This is a genomic window from Burkholderia sp. MSMB1588 (assembly GCF_001546925.1).
Taxonomy (GTDB): Bacteria; Pseudomonadota; Gammaproteobacteria; order Burkholderiales; family Burkholderiaceae; genus Burkholderia; species Burkholderia humptydooensis.
Genome location: NZ_CM003770.1, coordinates 557,730 through 580,549, shown reverse-complemented (window position 1 = coordinate 580,549; position 22,820 = coordinate 557,730). Strand labels below are relative to the sequence as shown.

The 22,820-nt window shown below is 69.9% G+C and carries 15 protein-coding genes; all 15 read left to right on the top strand.

Translation table 11 applies throughout. From position 1 onward, the window contains the following. Nucleotides 1–429: 429 nt before the first annotated feature. The 15 genes from tssJ (at nt 430) to tssI (ending at nt 22,817) form a co-directional block, all read left to right on the top strand. Nucleotides 430–948, top strand: a complete 519-nt coding sequence (gene tssJ / locus WS92_RS02380; RefSeq protein ID WP_009915961.1) for a type VI secretion system lipoprotein TssJ — start codon at nt 430–432, stop codon at nt 946–948. Continuing rightward, nucleotides 945–2,327, top strand: a complete 1,383-nt coding sequence (tssK, locus tag WS92_RS02375) for a type VI secretion system baseplate subunit TssK (protein ID WP_006028207.1) — start codon at nt 945–947, stop codon at nt 2,325–2,327. Before tssJ ends, tssK begins: the two co-directional genes overlap by 4 nt. Before the next feature lie 15 nt (nt 2,328–2,342). Then, on the top strand, nt 2,343–3,656 hold the full coding sequence (locus WS92_RS02370; RefSeq protein WP_059934449.1) for a DotU family type VI secretion system protein: 1,314 nt from the start codon (nt 2,343–2,345) through the stop codon (nt 3,654–3,656). Nucleotides 3,657–3,658: 2 nt separating this feature from the next. Next, the gene (gene tssM / locus WS92_RS02365) at nt 3,659–7,288 is read left to right on the top strand and encodes a type VI secretion system membrane subunit TssM (protein WP_015602770.1); all 3,630 of its coding nucleotides are present in this window, start codon (nt 3,659–3,661) and stop codon (nt 7,286–7,288) included. Then, nucleotides 7,270–8,142 (top strand): type VI secretion system-associated protein TagF, encoded by an 873-nt coding sequence (gene tagF / locus WS92_RS02360; protein ID WP_082744041.1) that lies wholly within the window; start codon nt 7,270–7,272, stop codon nt 8,140–8,142. The genes tssM and tagF overlap by 19 nt, the downstream gene beginning before the upstream one ends. Before the next feature lie 188 nt (nt 8,143–8,330). After that, nucleotides 8,331–10,463 carry a serine/threonine-protein kinase gene (locus tag WS92_RS02355; protein WP_059934447.1) on the top strand — a complete coding sequence of 711 codons (2,133 nt, stop codon included), beginning with the start codon at nt 8,331–8,333 and terminating at the stop codon, nt 10,461–10,463. Nucleotides 10,464–10,515: 52 nt separating this feature from the next. After that, nucleotides 10,516–11,568, top strand: coding sequence for a type VI secretion system protein TssA (gene tssA, locus WS92_RS02350; protein ID WP_059934446.1), 1,053 nt, complete (start codon nt 10,516–10,518; stop codon nt 11,566–11,568). A 62-nt stretch (nt 11,569–11,630) separates the two neighbouring features. Then, on the top strand, nt 11,631–12,212 hold the full coding sequence (gene tssB, locus WS92_RS02345) for a type VI secretion system contractile sheath small subunit (RefSeq protein ID WP_015603677.1): 582 nt from the start codon (nt 11,631–11,633) through the stop codon (nt 12,210–12,212). Next, nucleotides 12,205–13,713, top strand: coding sequence for a type VI secretion system contractile sheath large subunit (tssC, locus tag WS92_RS02340; RefSeq protein WP_059934445.1), 1,509 nt, complete (start codon nt 12,205–12,207; stop codon nt 13,711–13,713). Before tssB ends, tssC begins: the two co-directional genes overlap by 8 nt. A gap of 60 nt (nt 13,714–13,773) precedes the next feature. Continuing rightward, complete coding sequence (locus WS92_RS02335) at nt 13,774–14,265, top strand: Hcp family type VI secretion system effector (protein WP_009915945.1); 492 nt, start codon at nt 13,774–13,776, stop codon at nt 14,263–14,265. 18 nt (nt 14,266–14,283) lie between these two features. Beyond that, entirely contained in the window at nt 14,284–14,844 is a 561-nt protein-coding gene (gene tssE / locus WS92_RS02330; RefSeq protein ID WP_059934444.1) for a type VI secretion system baseplate subunit TssE, read from the top strand. A 4-nt stretch (nt 14,845–14,848) separates the two neighbouring features. Beyond that, nucleotides 14,849–16,720, top strand: a complete 1,872-nt coding sequence (gene tssF, locus WS92_RS02325; protein WP_059934443.1) for a type VI secretion system baseplate subunit TssF — start codon at nt 14,849–14,851, stop codon at nt 16,718–16,720. After that, the gene (gene tssG / locus WS92_RS02320; protein WP_059934442.1) at nt 16,684–17,946 is read left to right on the top strand and encodes a type VI secretion system baseplate subunit TssG; all 1,263 of its coding nucleotides are present in this window, start codon (nt 16,684–16,686) and stop codon (nt 17,944–17,946) included. The genes tssF and tssG overlap by 37 nt, the downstream gene beginning before the upstream one ends. A 12-nt stretch (nt 17,947–17,958) precedes the next feature. Beyond that, entirely contained in the window at nt 17,959–20,616 is a 2,658-nt protein-coding gene (gene tssH / locus WS92_RS02315; protein ID WP_059934441.1) for a type VI secretion system ATPase TssH, read from the top strand. After that, a complete protein-coding gene (gene tssI, locus WS92_RS02310; RefSeq protein WP_009915939.1) occupies nt 20,613–22,817 on the top strand; it encodes a type VI secretion system Vgr family protein in 2,205 nt (734 codons plus the stop codon). Before tssH ends, tssI begins: the two co-directional genes overlap by 4 nt. Nucleotides 22,818–22,820 lie beyond the last annotated feature (3 nt).

The following is a 22,820-nucleotide window of genomic DNA, read 5'->3' as shown; positions in this document are numbered from 1 at the left end:
TGCTGTGCTCATCCCAGTGCGTAAAAGAGCTTGCCGTTTATTTGGCGGCGTAAAGGGCTTGGCACGAATTAAGCTTCGCGGCTCGGCCGCTCGCGGCAGGCGGGCAGCGGGGCGCGTCGCGTTCTCCTGGCTGGCGTCCGCGCAATCGGATCGGGCGGCCGCAACGAATCAGACCTCTGAGCTGTGTCAGGATTTGTCCGTAAGTCATTCAGCGGCCCGAATTCCCGGAAATTTAAATTCGCCGGAAATTATTGGTGGTTTGACCCGTCTTTCAGATCAAAAAATTACCGGATGAAATCGCAATGAAAGGACACGGAAATTAGAAATCAACAGGCCCAATAAGATCGTCACCTTATTTCGAATCGATCCGGCTTTTCGCTGCGGCAGGCCGGCGGGCGCTTTATTGCGATGCAAGGAAAGAGACAGAAAATGCGACTGCGGTTCAGTGGTTCCGTCGTTCTGGGGTGCGCGTTGCTGCTTGCCGGATGCGGGGCGACGGAGCGTTCCGTTGCCGTGCCGTATTCGATCACGCTCGACGTCGCGCCCGACGTCAATCCGGACATCAATCGCAAGCCGTCGCCGATCGTGCTGAAGGTGTTCCAGTTGAAGACGGCGTCCGCGTTCGAGAGCGCCGATTTCTTCTCGCTGCAGGACAAGCCGGAGAGCGTGCTCGGCGCGGATCTGCTCGGCGTCGACCGGATCATCCTGCGCCCGGGAGACGCGCGCACGCTGCACTACCGCGGCAACGTCGACGCGAGCGCGATCGGCATCGTCGCCGAATATCGCGTGCTCGAGAAGAACCGCTGGCGGATGACGGTGCCGCTGCCGCGCGCGAAGCAACTGAACCTGTACCGATTCTGGCAAACCTCGCCGGGCGAGATGAAGCTGTCGGTCGCCGTGAAGAACGGCGGCGTCGGCCTCGGCGGCGATTCGCGAGTACGTCAATGAACGAGCCGGTATTGTCCGCGACCCCCGCTGCGGCGTTGCGCCAGCGCGTGATCTGGACCGAGGGCATGTTCCTGCGCCCGCAGCATTTCCAGCAGCTCGAGCGGCATTGGGAGCGCTACGTCGGCATGCGCTGCCTGCCGCTGCAGGGCTTCTACTGGGGCTACGACGAACTGCAGATCGACCGCGAGCTGCTCGCGCTCGGCAAGGTCGCGCTGCTTGCCGCAACCGGCGTGATGCGCGACGGCACGCCGTTCGACCTGTCGCATCCGGACGATCGGCCCGAGCCGCTCGACGTGCCCGCCGACGCGAAGGACCAGCTCGTCGTGCTCGCGTTGCCGCTGTGGCGCGGCGGCGCGCAGGAGGTGTCGTTCGGCGGGGACGGCAACGGCAATGCGGACGCGGGATTCGCGCGCTACGTCGTGCGCGAGCACGAGGTCGCCGACGCGAACGAGGTCGCGCTCGGCCCCGCGCTCTTGCAGACCGGGCGGCTGAACGTGCGGCTGATGCTCGAATCGGAGCTGACGGGCGACTGGGAGGCGCTCGGCGCCGTGCGGATCGTCGAGCGGCGCACCGACGGGCGGCTGCTCGTCGACGACGGCTACATTCCGCCGCGGCTCGTCGCGCAGCGCGATCCGGTGCTGCTGCGCCACACGCGCGAGCTGCACGGGCTGCTCACGCAGCGCAGCGAGGCGCTCGGCGGGCGGCTGTCGGAGCCGGGGCGCGGCGGCGTGTCCGAAGTCGCCGATTTCCTGCTGCTGCAACTCGTCAACCGCTATCTGGCGCTTACGTGGCACGCGCAGCAGGACGTCGCCGCGCATCCGGAGACGCTGTTCCGCGACTGGCTCAAGCTCGCGTGCGACCTGAGCACGTTCACCGCGGTGGGCCGGCGGCCGCAGTCGCTCGCCGTCTATCGGCACGACGATCTGCGCACGAGTTTCGGCGAGCTGATGGCGGAGCTGCGCCGCTCGCTGTCGACGGTGCTCGAGCAGAACGCGATCCAGATCGAGCTGCGCGACGCGGGCAACGGAATGAAGGTCGCGACGATCGCCGATCCGGCGCTGCGCGACACCGCGGGCTTCGTGCTCGCGGTGCGCGCCGACGTGCCGGCCGACAGCCTGCGCGTGCGTTTTCCCGCGCAGGCGAAGCTCGGGCCCGTCGAGCGGATTCGCGACCTCGTGCAGTTGCAGTTGCCGGGCATCGCGATGCGGCAACTGCCGGTCGCGCCCCGGCAGATTCCGTATCACGCGGGGCACACGTACTTCGAGATCGACAAGGGCGGCGAGATGTGGAAGCAGCTCGAACGCTCCGGCGGCCTCGCATTTCATTTCGCCGGCGAATTCCCGGGACTCTCGATGGAGTTCTGGGCGATTCGCGGGTGAGGGCGGTATCGCGCGATGAACTCTTCTTCCGATTCGTTCTCGGCCGGCGCGGGCGGATTCGTGCCGCCGAACCCGGGCGGCGCGCATCCGGCCGCCGCGCCGGCGGGCGCGGCCGCGTCGCAGCCGAGGCCGGGCCGGTGGGCGGCGAGCGGCACGAATCCGCTCGTCGCGGCCGCGAACCCGCTGCTGAACCTCGTGCCGCAGATCCGCTCGACGGTCCATCATCCGAATCCCGCGTGGCTGCGCGAGCATCTCGTCGTCGAGATCCGCCAGTTCGAGGAGCGCGCGCAGCAGGCGGGCGTCGCCTCCGAGGCGATCATCGGCGCGCGCTACTGCCTGTGCACCGCGCTCGACGAGGCCGCCGCGCTGACGCCGTGGGGCGGCAGCGTGTGGTCGTCGCACAGTCTGCTCGTGTCGTTCCACAACGAGACGTGGGGCGGCGAGAAGTTCTTCCATCTGCTCGAACGGCTGTCGCAGCAGCCGCGCCAGCATCTCGACCTGCTCGAGCTGCTCTATTTCTGCCTCGCGCTCGGCTTCGAAGGGCGCTATCGCGTGCTCGACAACGGCCGCGCGCAGCTCGACGCGGTGCGCCGCCAGCTCGCGCAGACGATCCGCTCGGTGCGCGGCGAATTCGATCCGGCGCTCTCGCCGCATTGGCGCGACGTCGTCACGCGCGACGTCACGCGGCGCTTCACGGTGCCGCTGTGGGTGTGCGTCGCGCTCGCGCTGCTCGTGGGCTTCGGCGTGTTCGCGGGGCTGCGCATCGCGCTCGCCGGCCATTCGGACCGGCTGTTCGCGTCGATCGACGCGCTGCACGTGCCGAAGCTGCAGCCGGCGCAGCCCGCGCCGCATCCGGCGCCCGCGCCGCGCGTCGCGAAGTTCCTCGAGCCGGAGATCGCCGCGGGGCTCGTGAGCGTGCGCGACGAAGCCGACCGCAGCGTGATCGTGCTGCGCGGCGACGGCCTGTTCGGGTCCGGCTCGACATCGGTGATCGATCGCTACATGCCGGTGCTCACGCGCGTCGCCGACGCGCTGAACCAGGTGCCGGGCAGCGTGCGCGTGAGCGGCTACACCGACGATACGCCGGTGCACAGCGCACGCTTCGCATCGAACTGGGACTTGTCGCGCGAGCGCGCGGAGGCGGTCCGCGGCCTGATCGCCGCGCGGCTCGACCGCCCGGACCGGATCACGGCCGAAGGGCGCGGCACGCTCGATCCGGTCGCGCCGAACGATTCGCCGGCGAACCGCGCGCGCAACCGGCGCGTCGAGATCACGCTGATGCTCGCGCCCGGCGGCGACGCCGCGCACACGACGAAGGAGACGCCCTGAGCATGAGCCACGCTGTCGCACGCATCGTTCGCCCGCTGCCGTCGCGGGAAATCTGGACGTTCGCCGGCCTCGTCGTGCTGGCGTGCTTCGTCTGGCTCGCCGGGCCGCTGTTCGCGTTCGCCGAGCTCCGCCCGTTTGAGAGCGGCTGGGTGCGCGCGCTGACGATCGTCGCGCTGTTCGCCGCGTGGGGCGCGCGGATCGCCTGGCGCAACTGGCGCGCGGGCCAACTGAACGCGCAGTTGCTCAACCAGTTGCGCGAAGCGGCGCCGCGGCCCGCTGCGACGGGCGACCCCGCACGGGCGCAGCTCGACGAGCTGCGCAGCCGCTTCGACGAAGCGTCGACGCTCTTGAAGAAGGTTCGCTTCGGCGCCGCCGACGGCGCGCGCAAGGGCCTGCCGCAATGGCTCGAACGGATGTCGCGCCAGTATCTGTACCAGTTGCCGTGGTACGTGTTCATCGGCGCGCCCGGCTCGGGCAAGACGACGGCGCTCGTCAACTCGGGGCTGAGCTTTCCGCTCGCCGAGCAGTTCGGGCGCGCGGCGATTCGCGGCGTGGGCGGCACGCGGCACTGCGACTGGTGGTTCACGAACGACGCGGTGCTGATCGACACCGCGGGCCGCTATACGACGCACGAGAGCAATCGCGCGCTCGACGAGGCCGAATGGAAGGGCTTCGTCGATCTGCTAAAGAAATACCGCGCGCGCCAGCCGCTGAACGGCGCGATGCTGACGATCAGCGTCGCCGATCTGCTCGGCGCGTCGGAGGCGGAGCGCACGCAGCACGCGATGGTGCTGCGCAAGCGCCTGCTCGAGCTGCGCTCGCAGCTCGGCATTCGCTTTCCGGTGTACCTGCTCGTGACGAAGGCGGACCTGCTCGCCGGCTTCGCCGAATACTTCGGCGGCTTCGGCCGCGCCGAATGCGCGCAGGTGTGGGGCTTCACGTTCCCGCTCGCCGAGAGCGAGGCGGGCGGCTTCGATCTGCGCGCGGCGTTCGATCGCGAATACCGGCTGCTGCACAAGCGCCTGAACGACGGGCTGCCGGAGCTGCTCGCGTCGCAGACCGACGCGCGCCAGCGCGAGATGAGCTACCTGCTGCCGCAGCAGATCGCCGATCTGCAGGACATGCTCGGCCAGTTCGTCGCCGAGGTGTTTTCGGTGTCGAGCTTCGAGCCGATGCCGATGCTGCGCGGCGTGTACCTGACGAGCGGCACGCAGGAAGGCACCGCGTTCGACCGCGTGATGAGCGGGATCAAGCGCTTCCTGAAGATCGAGGGCGTGCCGCCCGCCGCGCAGACGGGCTCGGCCGGCCGCAGCTTCTTCCTGAAATCGCTGCTGCAGGATCACATCTTCCGCGAGGCGGCGCTCGCCGGCAGCAATCTGCGCTGGCATCAGCGGCAGCGCGTGCTGCAGATCGTCGGCTACGCGGCGATCGCGCTGCTGTGTGTCGCGGTGCTGTTCGCGTGGCTGCGCAGCTATTCGCGCAATCGCGACTATCTCGACCAGGTCGCCGCGCGCGTGCCGGCGGTCGACGCGCAGATCGGCCGCGCGAAGTTCACGGGCGCGGCCGACATCGTCCAGTTGCTGCCCGTGCTCGACGAGCTGAGCGGGCTGCCGGACGCGGGCGGCGTCGACTTGCGGCACCCGCCGCTCGCGTACCGCTGGGGCCTCTTTCAGGGCGAGAAGATCGAGGAGGCGAGCGACGCCGTGTACCGGCGCGCGCTCGACGACGTGCTGCTGCCGATCGCCGCGAGCCGGATGGAGCAGGCGCTGCGCGAGGCGCAGCCCGACGAGGCCGAATATGCATACGCGGCGCTCAAGGCGTATCTGATGCTCTACGACAGCGCGCACTACGATCCCGCGTTCGTGCAGGCCGTCGTCGATCTCGAGATGGAGCGCGCGCTGCCCGCCGATTTCTCGTCGGCGCAGCGCAGCGCGCTGCGCTCGCATCTCGGCGCGCTGTTCGGCAATCGCGTCGCGGTGTCGCCGTTCCCGATGAACGAGCGGCTCGTCGCCGACGTGCGCGAGCGGCTGCGGCAGGTGCCGTTCTCGCAGCGGCTGTACCGGCAGCTCGCGCGCACGCTGCGCCCGAGCACCGCGTCGTATGACTTCAGCGTCGCGCGCGCGGTCGGGCCGGACGCGTCGCTCGCGTTCCGGCGGCAGAGCGGCAGGAGCCTCGCCGACGGCGTGCCGGGCCTCTATACGCGCAACGGCTACCGCAACGTGTTCGCGCCGCGGCTGCCCGGCGCGATCGATTCGTATGGGCGCGAGGAGGTGTGGGTGCTGAATCTCGGCGCGTCCGAGATCCCGAATCCGGCCGACGCGGCCGCGTGGGCGCGCGACGTCCGGCAGCTCTATCTGAACGACTACATCAAGACCTGGGACGACTATCTGGCCGACATCCGGCTGCAGCGCACGTCGACGCTCGCGCAGAGCATCCAGGTCGCGCGCACGCTGTCGTCGGCGGATTCGCCGCTCACGCGGCTGATGGTCGCGCTCGCGCGCGACACGCCGCTCGGCGATGCGCCCGGCGGCGCGCGCAACCTCGCGTCGCGCGCGCAGGACAAGGTCGACGAGGCGCGCAGCTCGCTCGCGCAGATCTTCGCGGGCCAGCCGGGCGCGGACGCGGGCGCGGCGGCCGCGTCGCCCGCGAGCCCCGAGCAGATCGTCGACAGCCACTTCGCGGGGCTGCGCGCGTTCGCGCCGGGCGGCGGCGATCAGGCGGCGTCGTTCGACGCGGTGCTCAAGGCGATCGACGCGCTGTACACGTACCTCACCGCAACGGACGACGCGCTGCGCAGCGGCGCGACGCCGCCGCCGTCGGACGCGCCCGCGCGGCTGCGCGCGCAGGCGGGCCGGCTGCCGACGCCGTTTCGCGAGGTGCTCGACGATTTGTCGAACGTCGCGAACGGCAGCGTCGCGAGCGTCGAGCAGCGCAACGTCGCGCAGCGCGCGGGCGCGAACGTCGGCGATTTCTGCCGGCAGGCGATCGCCGGGCGCTATCCGTTCGCGCGCGGCGCGTCGCGCGACGTCGCGCCGTCCGACTTCGCGCAACTGTTCGCGGCGGGCGGCCTGATGGACGACTTCTTCCAGAAGAACCTGCAAACGCTCGTCGACACGACCGCGCACCCGTGGCGCTTCAACAACCGCAACGCCGAAGCCGATCCGGCGGCGGCCGCGATGCTCGGCGCGTTCGAGAAGGCTGCGGTGATCCGCGACGTCTATTTCGGAGGCGGCGCGCGGACCGCGCAGATCAAGGTCGAGATCGTGCCGCTCGAAATGGACCCGTCGATCTCTGAGATGGTGCTCGACGTCGACGGCCAGATCGTCCGCTACGCGCACGGCCCGCAGGTGCCGACCGCCGTGCAGTGGCCGGGCACGCGCGGCAGCAATCAGGTGCGGCTGCAGGTGACCGAACAGTCGGGCGCGGCGGGCGGCTTCACGACCGAGGGGCCGTGGGCGCTGCACCGGCTGTTCGACCGCGCGGGCGTGTCGGGCGGGCGCGGGCCCGAGCAGATGGTCGCGAGATTCGCGGTGGACGGCAAGCCGATCGTGCTGCAGGTGACGGCGAGCAGCGTTCGCAACCCGTTCCGGTTGCCGCAGATGGAGTCCTTTACATGTCCTCCGAAGCAATGAGCACGATGCAGACGACGCTTGCCTGCGACGGCGAGCCGCCTGCCTGGTACGGAAAGATTCCGGGCGCGGGCGACTTCGTCAACCACAGGCTGTCGCACGAGCTCGCCGGCTGGTGGGAGCGCTGGCTCCAGCAGGGAATGGCCGCGATGCGCCAGCGCGGCGACGACGAGCTCGCGCGCTACTACACGGTCGCGCCGGTCTGGAATTTCCTGATTCCGGCGGGCGCGGGCGCGCAGTGCGTGCAGCCCGGCTGCCTCGCGCCGAGCTGCGATCGCGTCGGCCGCTACTACCCGGTGATCGCGACGCTGCCGATGCGCACCGCCGATTACTGGAGCGCGCTGCCGGACGTCGCCGACGCGTTCTACTGGCAGGTCGGCAGCGCGCTGCTCGATGCGATCCGGCACGCGCGCGCGCCGGTGCAGCTCGAGCAGGCGCTCGCGAGGGTGCGGCTCGTGCCGGGCGCGGCCGCGCGATCGGCGTGGTTCGGCGGCGCGGGCGGCGAGTTCGGCGAAAGCGGCTGGCGCGGCGAACGCGATGCGGCACGCGGCAGCGGTGAAGGCGGTGAAGCCGGTGACTTCGATGGAGCGGGTGAAGGCGACGAGAGCGGTGAGAGCGGCGAAAGCGGCGAAAGCGGCGGCGAAGCGCGGAGCGGCCCGTTCGCGCAGCCGATGCCGAGCCCGCCCGCGACGCCCGCATGGCCGGGGCTTTCGCAGTATTTCGATCCGCACGGCGCGACGAGCTTCTGGTGGACCAACCGCGCCGACGGATCGCCGCTGCGCACGCACGCGCACACCGGCGCGCCGGATAGCCGGCTGTTCCTGCGGCTGTTCGGCGGCGTCCAGCACGGCGTTTAGGGCGCGAAACGGACGCGTGTAGCTGACGCATGTAACGAGCGCATGCAACGGACGCGTGCAACGCGCGCGTAACGGCAAAGCAAGGAGCGGCGCGCGACTTCGCGCGCCGACACGCAACGCAGCGGCGCGCGAAGTCGGCGCGATCCGGCTGCGATTCGTGGAATCTTTGCGGAATCACGAGGTGGCACATGACGGACCCATTTTCGAGAGACAACGAGCAGGAGACCATGACCCGCAGCGCCGCCGCCGAATTCGCGGTGCGGCCGCTGCCGCTCGGCCATCGCCTCGGCGAATTGCAACTGGACGAGGTGCTCGGCGTCGGCGGCTTCGGGATCGTCTATCGCGCGTTCGACCGCACGCTGCGGCGCGCGGTCGCGATCAAGGAATACATGCCGTCGATGCTCGCGACGCGCGGCGGCGACTACACGGTGTCGCTGCGCTCGGTGCGCTTCGCGCAGGCGTTCGACGCGGGCCGCAGCGCGTTCCTCAACGAGGCGCGGCTGCTCGCGCAGTTCGACCATCCGGGGCTCGTCAAGGTGCTGCATTTCTGGGAGAGCCACGGCACCGCGTACATGGTGATGCCGTTCTACGAAGGGCGCACGCTCAAGCAACTGCTCGACGGCGGCGCGCAGATGGGCGAGACGCAATTGCGCCACATCGTCGCGGCGCTGCTCGGCGCGCTCGACACGCTGCATCGCGCGCAGTGCTTCCATCGCGACATCGCGCTCGACAACATCCTGATCCGGCCCGACGGCAATCCGATCCTGCTCGACTTCGGCGCGGCGCGCAAACGGATCGGCGATCTCGTCGACGACAGCGCGATGATGATCAAGCCGGGCTATGCGCCGATCGAGCAGTACACCGACGATCCGGCGTTCGGCCAGGGGCCGTGGACCGATCTGTATGCGCTCGGCGCGGTGATGCACGCGATGGTCACGGGCGAGCTGCCGCCCGCGGCGGTCGTGCGCAGCATCCAGGACACCTACCGGCCGCTCGCGACGCGCGAGCTGACCGCGCGCGAGCCGTACAGCCCGGCGTTTCTCGCGGCGATCGACCACACGCTGCAACTGAAGATCGCCGACCGGCCGGAGTCGGTTGCGCAATTCGCGGCGGAGCTCGGGCTGCGCGAGTTCGAGCGGCCGCCTTCGCCTCATGTCGCGCCGCCGGCGAGCCCGGCGCAAGCGCAGCCGCGCGAGCCGCGCGAGCCGGCGGGCGATCGCGAGGCGGACGCGGCGGAGGACGGCGCGCAGCGGGCTGCGACGTCCCGTTCGCCGGATGCGCGGCGACGCGACGATGCCGACGGAGGCGCGGACGCGGCGGCGATGCGGCTCGACGGGGAGCGCGCGCGACAGTCTCGACCGCCGCTAGAGTCGCAAGAGTCGCAAGAGTCGGCCTCGTATCGGCACGGAGATTCGGCTTCGGCCGCCGCCGAACGGGCCGGCGGTGCATCGGCCGCGCCGCCGCAGCAGCCACCGTCGACCGACGATCGCGAGGCCGGGCCTTTACGGCCGCGCGCCGATCACGCGCCGTCGCTGTCACCTTCGCGTGAGCACGCGGGCGAACGGGACCCGCTGCCGCCGCGGCCCGCCGCCGCACGGACGGGATGGCGCGACCGGCGAACGATCGCGTATGCGGGTGGTGCGCTCGCGGTGTCGCTCGCGATCGGCATCGGTGTCGCGTATCTCGTGAAGCCGTCCGGCCGTCCCGAGACGACAGCGACGAACGCGAGCGCGTCGCCGCCGCTCGCCGCAACGCCCGCGCTCACGCCCGCGCCCGGCAGCGCGCCCGCCACGCTTGCGCAACGCGCCGAGCCGCAGCCCGCGCTCGCGCCGCCCTCCACGCCCGCCGACACGATCGCGCACGAGCCCGCGCCGACCGTTGCGACGACGGCCGCCGGCGCGAGCGCCGCGCCGCAGATCGCGAACAACGACGCGGGCGCCGCGTCCGCGCGCGCCGCGCCGGCTGCGAACCTCGCGCCGAAGGGCAGCCTCGACGCGACGGAGACGGTCGTCGCGAATCCGTCCGCGAGCGGCGGCGCGCCGCCCGTCTCGCCGTCCGTCGCCGCGGAGGCCGCCGCCGCGGCCGACCAGCAGCCGCCGGACCTGCAGGAGACGATCCCCGTGCGATTCCACGTGCGCCCGTGGGGCGACGTGTACGTGAGCGGCGTGAAGCGCGGCGCGAGTCCGCCGCTGCGGACGCTGTCGCTCGCGCCGGGCGTCTATCAGATCGAGATCCGCAACGGCACGCTGCCGCCGCTGCGGCGCACGGTGAAGATCGATCCGGGCAGCAAGCCGGTGAGCATCGACTATGCGTTCGAATGACGTCGACATGCCGGCGCGCGCCGCCGGCGCCGGTCCATCCACGGGAAGACCCATGCAGAGTTCAGATCCGATCGAATCGTTGCTCGCCGGCGTCGCGCCCGACTTGCCGTGCGGCGCGAATCTCGAATACGAGCAGGATTTCCTGCGGCTGCAGGAAAGCGCGACGCCGCGGCCCGAGCAGCAATACGGCGACACCGTGATTCCGGCCGAGGCGCCCGACTGGAGCGCGGTCGAGCGTCTCGCGCTCGAGCTGTCGGGGCGCACGAAGGATCTGCGCGTCGCCGCGCATCTCGCGCGTAGCTGGACCGAGTTGCGCGGCATTCCCGGCTATGCGGACGGGCTGAAGCTCGTCGCGGGGATGCTCGCGCTGTGGTGGGACGACGTTCATCCGCGCCTCGACGCTGACGGCGACCGCGATCCGACGCTGCGCGCGAACGCGCTCGCCGAAGTCGCGGGCGCGCACGGCTGCGCGCGCGCCGCGCGCCGGCAGGCGCTCTTCGACGGCGGCCCGAGCGTGCGCGACGCCGAGCGTGCGTTCGACGGCCGGGACGGCGGCGCGGAAGGCTATCCGGGCGGCCGCGAGCGGCTGATCGCCGATCTGGTGCGCGCGCGCGACGGCGGGCAGCCGACGTTGCGGGCGGCGTTCGCCGCGCTCGACGCGCTCGATGCGATTCGCGCGTGCGTCGCATCGAAGCTCGGCGACGAATGGGCGCCGGACGCGAGCGACTTCGAGAAGGCGCTGCGCCGGATCGTGCGCGACGGGCTGCCGCCGCCCTTGGGCGCGCCGCAGGCGGGCGCGGCCGACGCGACGGCGGGCGCGGCAACCGGCGCGGCAAACGGCGCGGCGAATGGCGCGGCCGCGCCGGCCTTTGCCGCGAACGGCCGCGCATGGCGCGACGCCGAGGTGACGAGCCGCGACGACGTGCAGCTCGGCCTCGAAAAGATGTGCCGCTACTTCGAGCTGCACGAGCCGAGCCACCCGGCGCCGATCCTGCTGCGCCGCGCGCAGCGGCTGCTGTCGCTCGACTTCTACGAAATCATCCGGGATCTCGCTCCGGAGAGCCTGCCGAAGCTCGACATGCTGAGCGGCCAGCGAAGCGAATGATGCGAGGCGCCGCTGCGGGCGGCGGACATGATCGACGCAACCTGATTGCGAAGGAGCAGACGATGACGAGCAAGTACAAGGCTTTGGCCAGCGGACAGAAATTCATCGCGCGCAACCGCGCGCCGCGCGTGCAGATCGAGTACGACGTGGAGACTTACGGCGCCGAGCGCCGCGTCCAGTTGCCGTTCGTGATGGGCGTGATCGCCGATCTCGCGGGCAAGCGGGCCGAGCCGCTGCCGGAGCTGCCGGAGCGCAAGTTCCTCGAAGTCGACGTCGACAACTTCGACGAGCGGATGAAATCGATCGCGCCGCGCGTCGCGTTCCACGTGCCGAACACGCTGTCGGGCGACGGGATGCTGAGCGTCGACATGACGTTCGAGAGCATCGACGACTTCTCGCCCGCCGCGATCGCGCGCAACGTCGATGCGCTCAGGCGCCTGCTGGAGGCGCGCACCGAGCTGTCGAACCTGCTGTCGTACATGGACGGCAAGCACGGCGCCGAGCAACTGATCGAAAACGCGATCAACGATCCGGAACTGCTGAAGTCGCTCGTGCGGCAGCCGCTCGCGGCGAGCGCCGACGGCGGCGCGCCGGCCATCGCCGGCACCGGCGCCGCGGACGATTCGGAGATTCGCCATGAATGAACACGCTCCAACCCGGGCCGACACGCGCGAGGCCGCGCAGCCCGTCGTCGCGCGCGACGAGTTCGCCGCGCTGCTGCAGAAGGAGTTCAAGCCGAAGACCGCGGAGGCGCGCGAATCGGTCGAGCGCGCGGTGCGCACGCTCGCGCAGCAGGCGCTCGAGCACACGGTCGGCATGACGACCGACGCTTACGGCAGCGTCAAGCAGATCATCGCCGAGATCGACCGCAAGCTCTCCGAGCAGATCAACCTGATCCTGCATCACGAGGAGTTCCAGACGCTCGAGGGCGCATGGCGCGGGCTGCACTATCTCGTCACGAACACCGAGACCGACGAGCTGCTGAAGATCAAGGCGCTGCCCGCGTCGCGCAACGAGCTCGCGCGCACGCTGAAGCGCTACAAGGGCGTCGCGTGGGATCAGAGCCCGCTCTTTCGCAAGGTCTACGAAGAGGAGTACGGGCAGTTCGGCGGCGAGCCGTTCGGCTGCCTCGTCGGCGATTTCTATTTCAACCACAGCCCGCCCGACGTCGAGATGCTCGGCGAGCTGTCGAAGATCGCGGCGGCCGCGCACGCGCCGTTCATCGCGGGCGCGTCGCCCGAGCTGATGCAGATGGATTCGTGGCAGGAGCTGGCCAATCCGCGCGATCTGACGAAGATCTTCCAGAACACCGAATACGCGGCGTGGCGCAGCCTGCGCCAGTCCGAGGATTCGCGCTACGTCGGGCTCGCGATGCCGCGCTTTCTCGCGCGGCTGCCGTATGGCGCGCGCACGAATCCCGTCGACGAATTCGACTTCGAGGAAGACACCGAAGCCGCGAGCCACGACCGCTACACGTGGGCGAATTCCGCATACGCGATGGCGGCGAACATCAACCGCTCGTTCAAGCTGTACGGCTGGTGCTCGTCGATCCGCGGCGTCGAATCGGGCGGCGCGGTCGAAGGGCTGCCGTGCCACACGTTCCCGACCGACGACGGCGGCGTCGACCAGAAGTGCCCGACCGAGATCGCGATCAGCGACCGCCGCGAGGCCGAGCTCGCGAAGAACGGCTTCATGCCGTTCGTTCATCGAAAGAATTCGGATTTCGCGGCGTTCATCGGCGCGCAGTCGCTGTATCAGCCGGCCGAGTATCACGATCCCGACGCGACCGCGAACGCGCGGCTCTCGGGCCGCCTGCCGTACCTGTTCGCGTGCTGCCGCTTCGCGCATTACCTGAAGTGCATCGTGCGCGACAAGATCGGCTCGTTCCGCGAGCGCGACGACATGGAGCGCTGGCTCAACGACTGGATCATGAACTACGTCGACGGCGATCCGGCGAACTCGTCGCAGGAGACGAAGGCGCGCAAGCCGCTCGCGGCCGCGCAGGTTGTCGTCGATGAGATCGACGACAACCCCGGCTATTACGCATCGAAGTTCTTCCTGCGGCCGCATTACCAGCTCGAAGGGCTCACCGTGTCGCTGCGGCTCATCTCGAAGCTGCCGTCGGCTAAGGCGGCGAGCGCATGAACGTCAACCGGCCGATGAGACTCGACTGACATCCCTCAATCAACCCAAACGGAGAAATCGATGGGCGTCGCAATGTTTATGAAAGTGGACGGCGTCACCGGCGAATCGGCCGATGCGCAGCACAAGGGCTGGACCGACATCCAGTCGTTCTCGTGGGGCGCGAGCCAGCCGGGCGCGATGGCGAGCGGCAGCGGCGGCAACGCGGGCAAGGCGAGCTTCAACGATCTCGTCGTGGCCGCGTACATGGACAAGGGCGCCACGGCGATCATCAAGAACTGCGCGAACGGCAAACATTTGTCGTCCGTCGAGATCTCGGCGTGCAAGACGGGCGGCTCGCAGATCGAGTTCATGCGCGTGACGCTGCAGGAAGTGCTCGTCACGTCCGCGCAGATCGCGGGCGTCGATCCGGGCGACGCCGCCGACCGGCTGCTGATGCAGTACGGCTTCCAGGCCGCGAAGGTCAAGAAGCAGTACTGGCAGCAGAACGACAACGGCGGCAAGGGCGCCGAGGTGTCGGTAGGCTGGAACATCAAGGAAAACACCGAGATGTGACGGCGGGCAGCGCGAACCGTGGACGACGACGTGCGAACCGGGGGCGGCCAGGAGGGCGGCATGCGCGCCGCGCGCGACCGGCTGCAGCCGGCGCTGCTCGACCGGCTGACCGACGCTGAGCGCGAGCGGCGCACCGAGCCGCCCGACGCGCAGGCGATCGGCGGCGAGCGGCTGCGCGCGGCGGTGCTGCGCGACCTGACGTGGCTGCTCAACACGCGCAACGGCGAGGACGGCTTCGTCGACTGGTCGGCGTTCGCGCACGCGCAGGCGTCGGTGCTCAACTACGGGATGCGGCCGCTCGTCGGCAAGCCGATGTCGGGCGTCGAGCGGATGTCGGTGGAGGCGTCGATCCGCGATGCGATCGTGCGCTTCGAGCCGCGCATCGCGCCGGACAGCGTCGAGGTGCGCAGCGTGCTCGACACGCCGGGCGGCGCGGCGGGCGAGCGCCGGCACAACGTGCTGATGTTCGAGATCAAGGGCACGCTGTGGTCGGTCCCGCATCCGGTCGAGTTCGTGCTGCGCTCGGATCTCGATCTGGAGACGGGCGCGATGGCGCTGCAACCGGCGGCGGGAGGCTGACGCGATGGACACGCGCCTGCTCGATTACTACAACCGCGAGCTCGCATACCTGCGCGAGCTCGGCGGCGAGTTCGCGCAGCAGTTTCCGAAAGTGGCCGCGCGCCTGCGGATGCACGAATCGGGGCCGCCCGATCCATACGTCGAGCGGCTGCTCGAAGGCTTCAGCTTCCTCACCGCGCGCGTGCAGCTCAAGATGGACGCGGAGTTTCCGCGCTTCACGCAGGCGCTGCTCGACGCGGTGTATCCGGGCTACGTCGCGCCGATTCCGTCGATGGCGATCGTTCAGTTCACGCCGATGATGAACGAGGGCAGCCTCGCGCAAGGCTACCGGCTGCCGGCGGGCACCGCGCTGCGCGCGCGGCCGGCCGCGTCCGAGCAGACCGCGTGCGAGTTTCGCACCGCGCACGATCTGACGCTGTGGCCGCTGGAACTCGCGGCCGCCACGGTCACGGGCGCGCCCGCGTATCTGCCGCGCTCGGCGACAGCCTCGCGGCGCGACGTGCGCGGCGCGCTGCGCATCCGGCTGAAGGCGCGCGGCGGCGCGAGTCTCGCGCAACTGCCGATCGACCGGCTGATGTTCCATCTCGCCGGCCCCGAGCGCGACGCGCTGCATCTGCTCGAACTGATCGCCGGACATACGATCGGCGTCGTCTGCCACGACGCGGCGCAGCCGCCGCGCTGGCTGCACGTGCTCGGCGCGGATGCGCTCGCCCATCAGGGCTTCGACGCGGACCAGGCGCTGCTGCCCGACGACGGCCGCAGCTTCCAAGGCTACCGCCTGCTGCGCGAGTATTTCGCGTTTCCCGCGCGCTTCCTGTTCTTCAGCATCGAAGGGTTGCGGCCCGCGCTCGCGCGCGCGACGGGCGACACGTTCGAGCTGACGCTGCTGCTCGATCGGCATGATGCTGCGCTCGAAAACAGCGTCGACGCGCGGCACATCGCGTTGAACTGCACGCCGGCCGTCAATCTGTTCGCACGTCGCGCGGACCGCATTCCGGTTCATCCGGGCGCGCGCGAGCACCATGTGGTCGTCGATCGCAGCCGGCCGCTCGACTACGAGGTCTACGCGGTGCGTCGGCTCGCGAGCGAGCCGCGCGACGACGGTCAGGCACGCGTGTTCCGGCCGTTCCACGCGTCGTTCGCGGGCGACGACGGCAATTACGGCGCGTACTACACGGTGCGCCGCGAGCCGCGCCTCGTGTCCGCGCAGGCGCGCGCGAACGGCACGCGCACCGGCTACGTCGGCAGCGAGACGTTCGTGTCGCTCGTCGATAGCGATTGCGTGCCGCACGACGAATCGATCCGCTATCTGTCCGTCGACACGCTGTGCACGAATCGCGACCTCGTGCTGCTGTTGCCGGCGGGCGATGCGAACGCGTTCACGCTGCGCGTGTCGGCGCCCGTCGAGCGGATCGCCGCGATCCGCGGGCCGTCGCGGCCGCGCCCGCCGATCGCCGATGCGCAGACCGCATGGCGGCTCGTGAGCCACCTCGGGCTCGCGCGCCACACGCTGACCGACGTCGACGACGAAGAAGGCGCGCGCGTGCTGCGCGAGCTGCTCGGCCTGCATGCGGACCCGGCCGACGCGGCGATGCGCCGGCAGATCGACGGCGTGCACCGCGTCGCGTTCACGCCGGTGTTCCGCCGGCTGCCGGCTGCCGGGCCGCTGATGTTCGGGCGCGGCGTGCAGGTGGACGTGACCGTCGACGATCACGCGTTTTCCGGCGACAGCCCGTATCTGCTCGGCGCGGTGCTCGAGCAGTTCTTCGCGCGGCACGTGTCGATCAACTCGTTCGCCGAATGCGTGCTGAGCAGCGCGCAGCGCGGCAGGCTCGCGCAGTGGCCGACGCGCGTCGGCAGGCGGCCCGCGATATGACGACGCATCCGAAACCGGAGCCGGCCGCGACGGACGTGCGCGCGGACTCGAACGTGGACGAGGGCGCGGCTCCGCGTGCGGATCTGAACGCAGCGCCGCATGCCGACGCCGCGCGCCGCGACGCCTGGTGGCGCCGCCTGCGCGCCGCGCCGCACGGCTACGATCTGTTCCATGCGCTGCGCTGGCTCGATGCGCTGTCGCCGGAGCACGCGCCGTCCGGCTATGCGTCGCGGCCGCGCGACGAGCCGGTGCGGTTCGGCCAGGCGCCGTCGCTCGCGTTCGCGGCGGCGATGCTCGCCGACGTGCGCGACGACGGCCCGCATCCGCGCGTCGCGATTCACGGCTTCGGATTGTTCGGGCCGAACGGGCCGCTGCCGTCGCATCTGACCGAGTACGCGTATGAGCGCGCGACGCAGCACGACGATCCGACGTTCGCCGCGTTCGCCGACCTGTTCCATCATCGGCTGATCCTGCTGTTCTATCGCGCGTGGGCCGACGCGCAGCCGACCGTCAGCCTCGACCGGCCGGCGCGCGCGCGGTTCGACCGCTACGTCGCGAGCCTGATCGGGCCGCGCGACGCGCCCTCGCCCGATGCCGACGCGTCAGACAGCGCCGGCGTGCTCGCGCCGCATGCGAAGTATCACCAGGCGGGCCATCTGGTGCGGCACACGCGCAACCCGGAGGGGCTCGTGCAGATCCTGCGGCGCTACTTCGGCGTGCGGGTGCGTATCGTCGAACACGTGCCGCAATGGGTGATGCTCGAGCGCGCGCAGCGCTGCGCGATCCGCGCGACGCGGCCGACGCAGCCGCTCGGCAGCGCCGTGCTCGGCTATGCGGTGCGCGACGCGCAATCGCGCTTGCGGATTGTGCTCGGCCCGCTGACGCTCGACGAATACCGGCAGTTCCTGCCGGGCGGCGCGCACGCGCGGCGGCTCGCGCAATGGGTGCGCGAGTACGTCGGCATCGAATTCGACTGGGACGTGCAGCTCGAGCTCGCGCACGACGAAGTGCCGGCGCTCGCGCTCGGCGGCCGTCACGGGCTCGGCCGCACCGCGTGGCTCGGCGAGCGGCTCGATCCCGGCCCCGCGCACGATCTCGTGCTCGGCTACGACGCGCGCGCGCTCCATGCGCGCAGCGGGGGGGCGAGCGCGGACGCCGCGCGCGTTCGATCGACCGCGGCCGATCAGGCGGCCGCCGCCGACGCGCTTGATCGACAACCTGCCTGAACGGGAATCGCCATGTCCGATATCGGCCGAGTGACCTTGTTCGGAAAACTGAACGCTTTTCTCTACGAGACGCTGGAGCAGGCGACGGGCTTCTGCCGGCTGCGCGGCAATCCGTACGTCGAGCTCGTGCACTGGCTGAATCCGATGCTCCAGCGCCCGGACAGCGACGTGCACCGCATCCTGCGCCGCTTCGACATCGACACGGCGGCGGTGGATCGCGGGATCGTGTCGGCGCTCGAGCGGCTGCCGCGCGGCGCCGGCTCGGTGTCCGATCTGTCCGCGCACATCGACGATGCGGTCGAACGCGCATGGGTGTACGCAACGCTCAAGTACGACGCGACGCAAATCCGAAGCGCGGTGCTGCTGCTCGCGATCTTGAAGACGACGCAACTGCGCAACGTGCTGTATGCGATCGCGCGCGACTTCGAGCGGATCGTGCCGGACGTGCTCGCCGACGAGCTCGAGCAGATCGTCGAAGGTTCGCCGGAAGCGCCGCCGCCGGCGGCGCGCGCATCGGCGGGCGCGGCGGGCAGCGCATCGTCCGCCGCGCGCGAAGGCTCGGCGCTCGCGCGCTACGCGGTGGACCTGACCGCGCGGGCGCGCGCGGGCGAGATCGATCCGGTGGTCGGCCGCGACGGCGAGATTCGCCAGATCGTCGACATCCTGCTGCGGCGCCGGCAGAACAATCCGCTGCTCGTCGGCGAAGCGGGCGTCGGCAAGACCGCGGTGGCCGAAGGCTTCGCGCTGCGCATCGTCGCGGGCGACGTGCCGCCGCCGCTGCGCGACGTCGAGCTGTATCTGCTCGACATCGGCTTGCTGCAGGCGGGCGCGAGCGTGAAAGGCGAATTCGAGAGCCGCCTGCGCGGCGTGATCGACGAGGCGAGCTCGAGCGAGCGGCCCGTCATTCTGTTCATCGACGAAGTGCACACGCTCGTCGGCGCGGGCGGCGCGGCGGGCACGGGCGACGCGGCGAACCTGCTGAAGCCGGCGCTCGCGCGCGGCTTGCTGCGCACGATCGGCGCGACGACGTGGTCCGAGTACAAGCAATACATCGAGAAGGACCCGGCGCTCACGCGGCGCTTCCAGCTCGTGCAGGTGCGCGAGCCGGAGGAGGACGCGGCGCTGACGATGCTGCGCGGGCTCGCCGCGAAACTCGAAGCGCACCACCGCGTGCTGGTGCTCGACGATGCGCTGCGGGCGGCCGTCACGCTGTCGCATCGCTATATTCCCGCGCGGCAGTTGCCCGACAAGGCGATCAGCCTGCTCGACACCGCGTGCGCGCGCGTCGCGGTGAGCCAGCATGCGGTGCCCGCGCCGATCGAGGATGCGCGGCGCCGGATCGACAGCCTGCGCGTCGAGCGCGAGCTCGTCGCGCGCGAGTGCGCGCTCGGCGCGGGCGATGCGCCGCGGCTCGATGCGATCGACGCATCGATCGCGAGCGAACAGGCGGCGCTCGATGCGCTCGATGCGCGCTGGCAGGCGGAGCGCGATGCGCTCGGCAAGATTGTCGACTGGAGGACTTCGCTGCTCGCGGACGATCCGTCGCGCGCGCTCGATGCAACGGATCGCGCGGATGCGCAGGCAAAGCTTTCGACTGCATTGAGCGAGCTCGCCGATTTGCAAGGCGAGACGCCGCTCGTGCTGCCCGCGGTCGACACGCACGCGGTGGCGGCCGTCGTGTCCGACTGGACCGGCATTCCGCTCGGCGGGATGGTGCGCGACGAGATGCAATCGGTGCTGAAGCTGGCCGATACGCTCGCCGAGCGCGTCGTCGGCCAGCGGCATGCGGTCGAGCTGATCGCGCAACGCATTCAGACCGCGCGCGCGCGGCTCGACGATCCGGCGAAGCCGCACGGCGTGTTCCTGCTGTGCGGGCCGTCCGGCGTCGGCAAGACCGAGACCGCGCTCGCGCTCGCCGAGACGCTGTACGGCGGCGAGCACAACGCGATCACGATCAACATGAGCGAGTTTCAGGAGGCGCATACGGTGTCGACGCTGAAGGGCGCGCCGCCCGGCTACGTCGGCTACGGACAGGGCGGCGTGCTGACCGAGGCGGTGCGGCGGCGGCCGTACAGCGTCGTGCTGCTCGACGAGATCGAGAAGGCGCACCGCGACATGCACGAGATCTTCTTCCAGGTGTTCGACAAGGGCTGGATGGAAGACGGCGAAGGGCGCTACATCGACTTTCGCAACACGGTGATCATCCTCACGTCGAACGTCGGCTCCGAGCGCGTGATGCAGTTGTGCCGCGATCCGCAGCGCCCGCCCGATGCGCAGACGCTGACCGACGCGCTGCGCGCGCCGCTGCGCGACGTGTTCCCCGCCGCATTGTTGGGACGCCTGACGGTCGTCCCGTACTACCCGCTCACCGACGAGATGCTCGCGCGGATCGTCGCATTGCAGCTCGACCGCATCGAGCGCCGCATCGAAGCGCATCACGGCATCGCGCTGCGCTGCGCGGATTCGGCGACCGCGCTGATCGTCGAGCGCTGCCGGACGATCGAATCCGGCGGCCGGATGGTCGACGCGATTCTCACGCACACGGTGCTGCCGCGCATCAGTCAGGAGATCCTGCGCGCGACGATCGAGGGGCGCGCGCTGCGGGCGATCGACGTGAGCGCCGACGACGGCCAGTTTGTTTATCGATTCGAAGAGGAGGGCGCGACGTGACCCGCGTGTTCACACTCGACAGCCTGCACGGAGACGACCTGAAGTTTCACCAGCTCTACGGCGAGGAAGCGCTCGGGCGAATGTTCGACTTCCGGATCGAAGCGCTCGCCGACAATCACAGCCTGTCGCTGAAGGAGCTGCTCGGCAAGCCGGTGACGGTGCGCATCCGGCAGCAGGACGAATCGGCGCGCTATCTGAACGGCATCGTCGCGCGCGCGTCGCTCGTCGGGCGGCGCGCGGAGCGGCACTACGGCTACCAGTTGATCGTGCGCCCGTGGTTGTGGCTCGCGACGCGCCGCTCCGATTGCCGGATCTTCCAGAACAAGACGGTGCCGGAGATCGTGCAGGACGTGCTCGGCACGTATGGTTTCCCGATCGAAAACCATCTGACCGAGACGTACACGCCGCGCGAATACTGCGTGCAGTACAACGAAACCGACGCGGCGTTCGTGTCGCGGCTGATGGAGTTCGAAGGGATCTACTACTACTTCAGGCATGCGGCGCAAACGCACACGCTGATGCTGTGCGACGCGATGGCGTCGCACGTCGCGCTGCCCGGCTACGAGCATATTCCATTCATCGCGCGCGACCGCACCGCGATCGCCGACGAAGAGCACATCGATAGCTGGCTGCCCGCGCAGGAGGTGAGCATCGGCAAGCACGAGACGAGCGACTACGACTACACGAAGCCGCGCGCGGATCTGTCCGCGCAGAAGATCGATCCGCGCGGCCACGATCACGACAGCTTCGCGTCGTTCGAATGGCCCGGCGGCTATCGCGACGACGAGCCGGGCGCGCATTACAGCCGCGTGCGGCTCGAGGAGCAGCAGGCCGAGCACGAGCGCGCGCTCGCGCGCACCGACGTGCGCGGGATCGCACCCGGCTATCTGTTCACGCTCGAACACTGCCCGCGCGCCGACCAGAACCGCGAATACCTGATCGTGCGCTGCCAGTATCGGTTTCAGGAGAACGCCTACGCGACCGACAGCGGCAACGAAGCGGTCGCGCACGAATCGCAGGTGCTCGTGCAGCCGTCGAGCCTGCCGTACCGCTCGCCGCGCGCGACGCCGCGGCCGCGCACGAACGGCCCGCAGACGGCGACCGTCGTCGGCCCGAAGGGCGAGGAAATCTGGACGGACCAGTACGGGCGCGTGAAGCTGCAATTTCGTTGGGACCGCTACGGGCAGAGCGACCAGAACTCGTCGTGCTGGGTGCGCGTGTCGAGCCCGTGGGCAGGCGGCGGCTTCGGCGGCGTGCAGATACCGCGCATCGGCGATGAGGTGGTGGTGGATTTCCTGAACGGCGACCCCGATCAGCCGATCGTGACGGGGCGCGTGTACAACGGCGAGAAGATGCCGCCGTGGGGGCTGCCCGGCAGCGCGACGCAAAGCGGGCTGCTCTCGCGCTCGTCGCCGGGCGGCACGGCCGAGCATTCGAACGCATTTCGCTTCGAGGACAAGAAGGGCGCGGAACAGTTGTGGATGCATGCGGAGCGCAACTTCGACGCGGAGACCGAGCAGGACCACACGCTGTCGGTGGGCCACGATCATTCGCATTCGGTCGGCAACAACGAGACGATGAGCGTCGCGAACAACCGGCAAAGGAGTGTCGGGCAGAACGAGACAGTGAACATCGGGAAGCATCGCGTCGCGCAGATCGGCGGGAACGAGACGCATGGCGTCGTCGGCAATCGCACGCGGCAGGTCGGAAAAGACGAAACCGTGACCATCGGCGCGAATCGAGAAGCGACGATCGGCGGCAATCACGTGGAGACAGTGACGAAAGACAAGACCGAATCGATCGGAGAGGGCAAGACGCTGAACGTCACCAAGCACTACCAGACGAATTCGAAAAGCATGAAGACCGCCGTCATCGAGCATCACGCCGAGGAGATCGGCTCGCGAACGTCGACGATCAAGAACGCGCACGTGCTCAACGTCGGTGATTCGCAATCGGTGAACGTCGGCGCGAGCCACACGATGAGCGTGAAGAACAACGTGCATGTCGGCGCGGGCGATGAAATCGCACTTGTTTGCGGCGATGCGAGCATCACGCTGAAGAAGGACGGCACGATCGTGATCAACGGCGTCACGGTGGAATCGAGCGCCAGCGGAAGCCACAGCGTGCGCGGCAAGACGGTGACGTCGTCGGCGACGGGCGAGCACACGGTGGAAGGCACGATACTGAAACTGAACCCCTGACGG

Bases quoted from the DNA above. Each gene is read 5' to 3' on its own strand.
- tssJ (WP_009915961.1), top strand. From the start codon at position 430: ATGCGACTGCGGTTCAGTGGTTCCGTCGTTCTGGGGTGCGCGTTGCTG.
- tssK (WP_006028207.1), top strand. From the start codon at position 945: ATGAACGAGCCGGTATTGTCCGCGACCCCCGCTGCGGCGTTGCGCCAG.
- WS92_RS02370 (WP_059934449.1), top strand. From the start codon at position 2,343: ATGAACTCTTCTTCCGATTCGTTCTCGGCCGGCGCGGGCGGATTCGTG.
- tssM (WP_015602770.1), top strand. From the start codon at position 3,659: ATGAGCCACGCTGTCGCACGCATCGTTCGCCCGCTGCCGTCGCGGGAA.
- tagF (WP_082744041.1), top strand. From the start codon at position 7,270: ATGTCCTCCGAAGCAATGAGCACGATGCAGACGACGCTTGCCTGCGAC.
- WS92_RS02355 (WP_059934447.1), top strand. From the start codon at position 8,331: ATGACGGACCCATTTTCGAGAGACAACGAGCAGGAGACCATGACCCGC.
- tssA (WP_059934446.1), top strand. From the start codon at position 10,516: ATGCAGAGTTCAGATCCGATCGAATCGTTGCTCGCCGGCGTCGCGCCC.
- tssB (WP_015603677.1), top strand. From the start codon at position 11,631: ATGACGAGCAAGTACAAGGCTTTGGCCAGCGGACAGAAATTCATCGCG.
- tssC (WP_059934445.1), top strand. From the start codon at position 12,205: ATGAATGAACACGCTCCAACCCGGGCCGACACGCGCGAGGCCGCGCAG.
- WS92_RS02335 (WP_009915945.1), top strand. From the start codon at position 13,774: ATGGGCGTCGCAATGTTTATGAAAGTGGACGGCGTCACCGGCGAATCG.
- tssF (WP_059934443.1), top strand. From the start codon at position 14,849: ATGGACACGCGCCTGCTCGATTACTACAACCGCGAGCTCGCATACCTG.
- tssH (WP_059934441.1), top strand. From the start codon at position 17,959: ATGTCCGATATCGGCCGAGTGACCTTGTTCGGAAAACTGAACGCTTTT.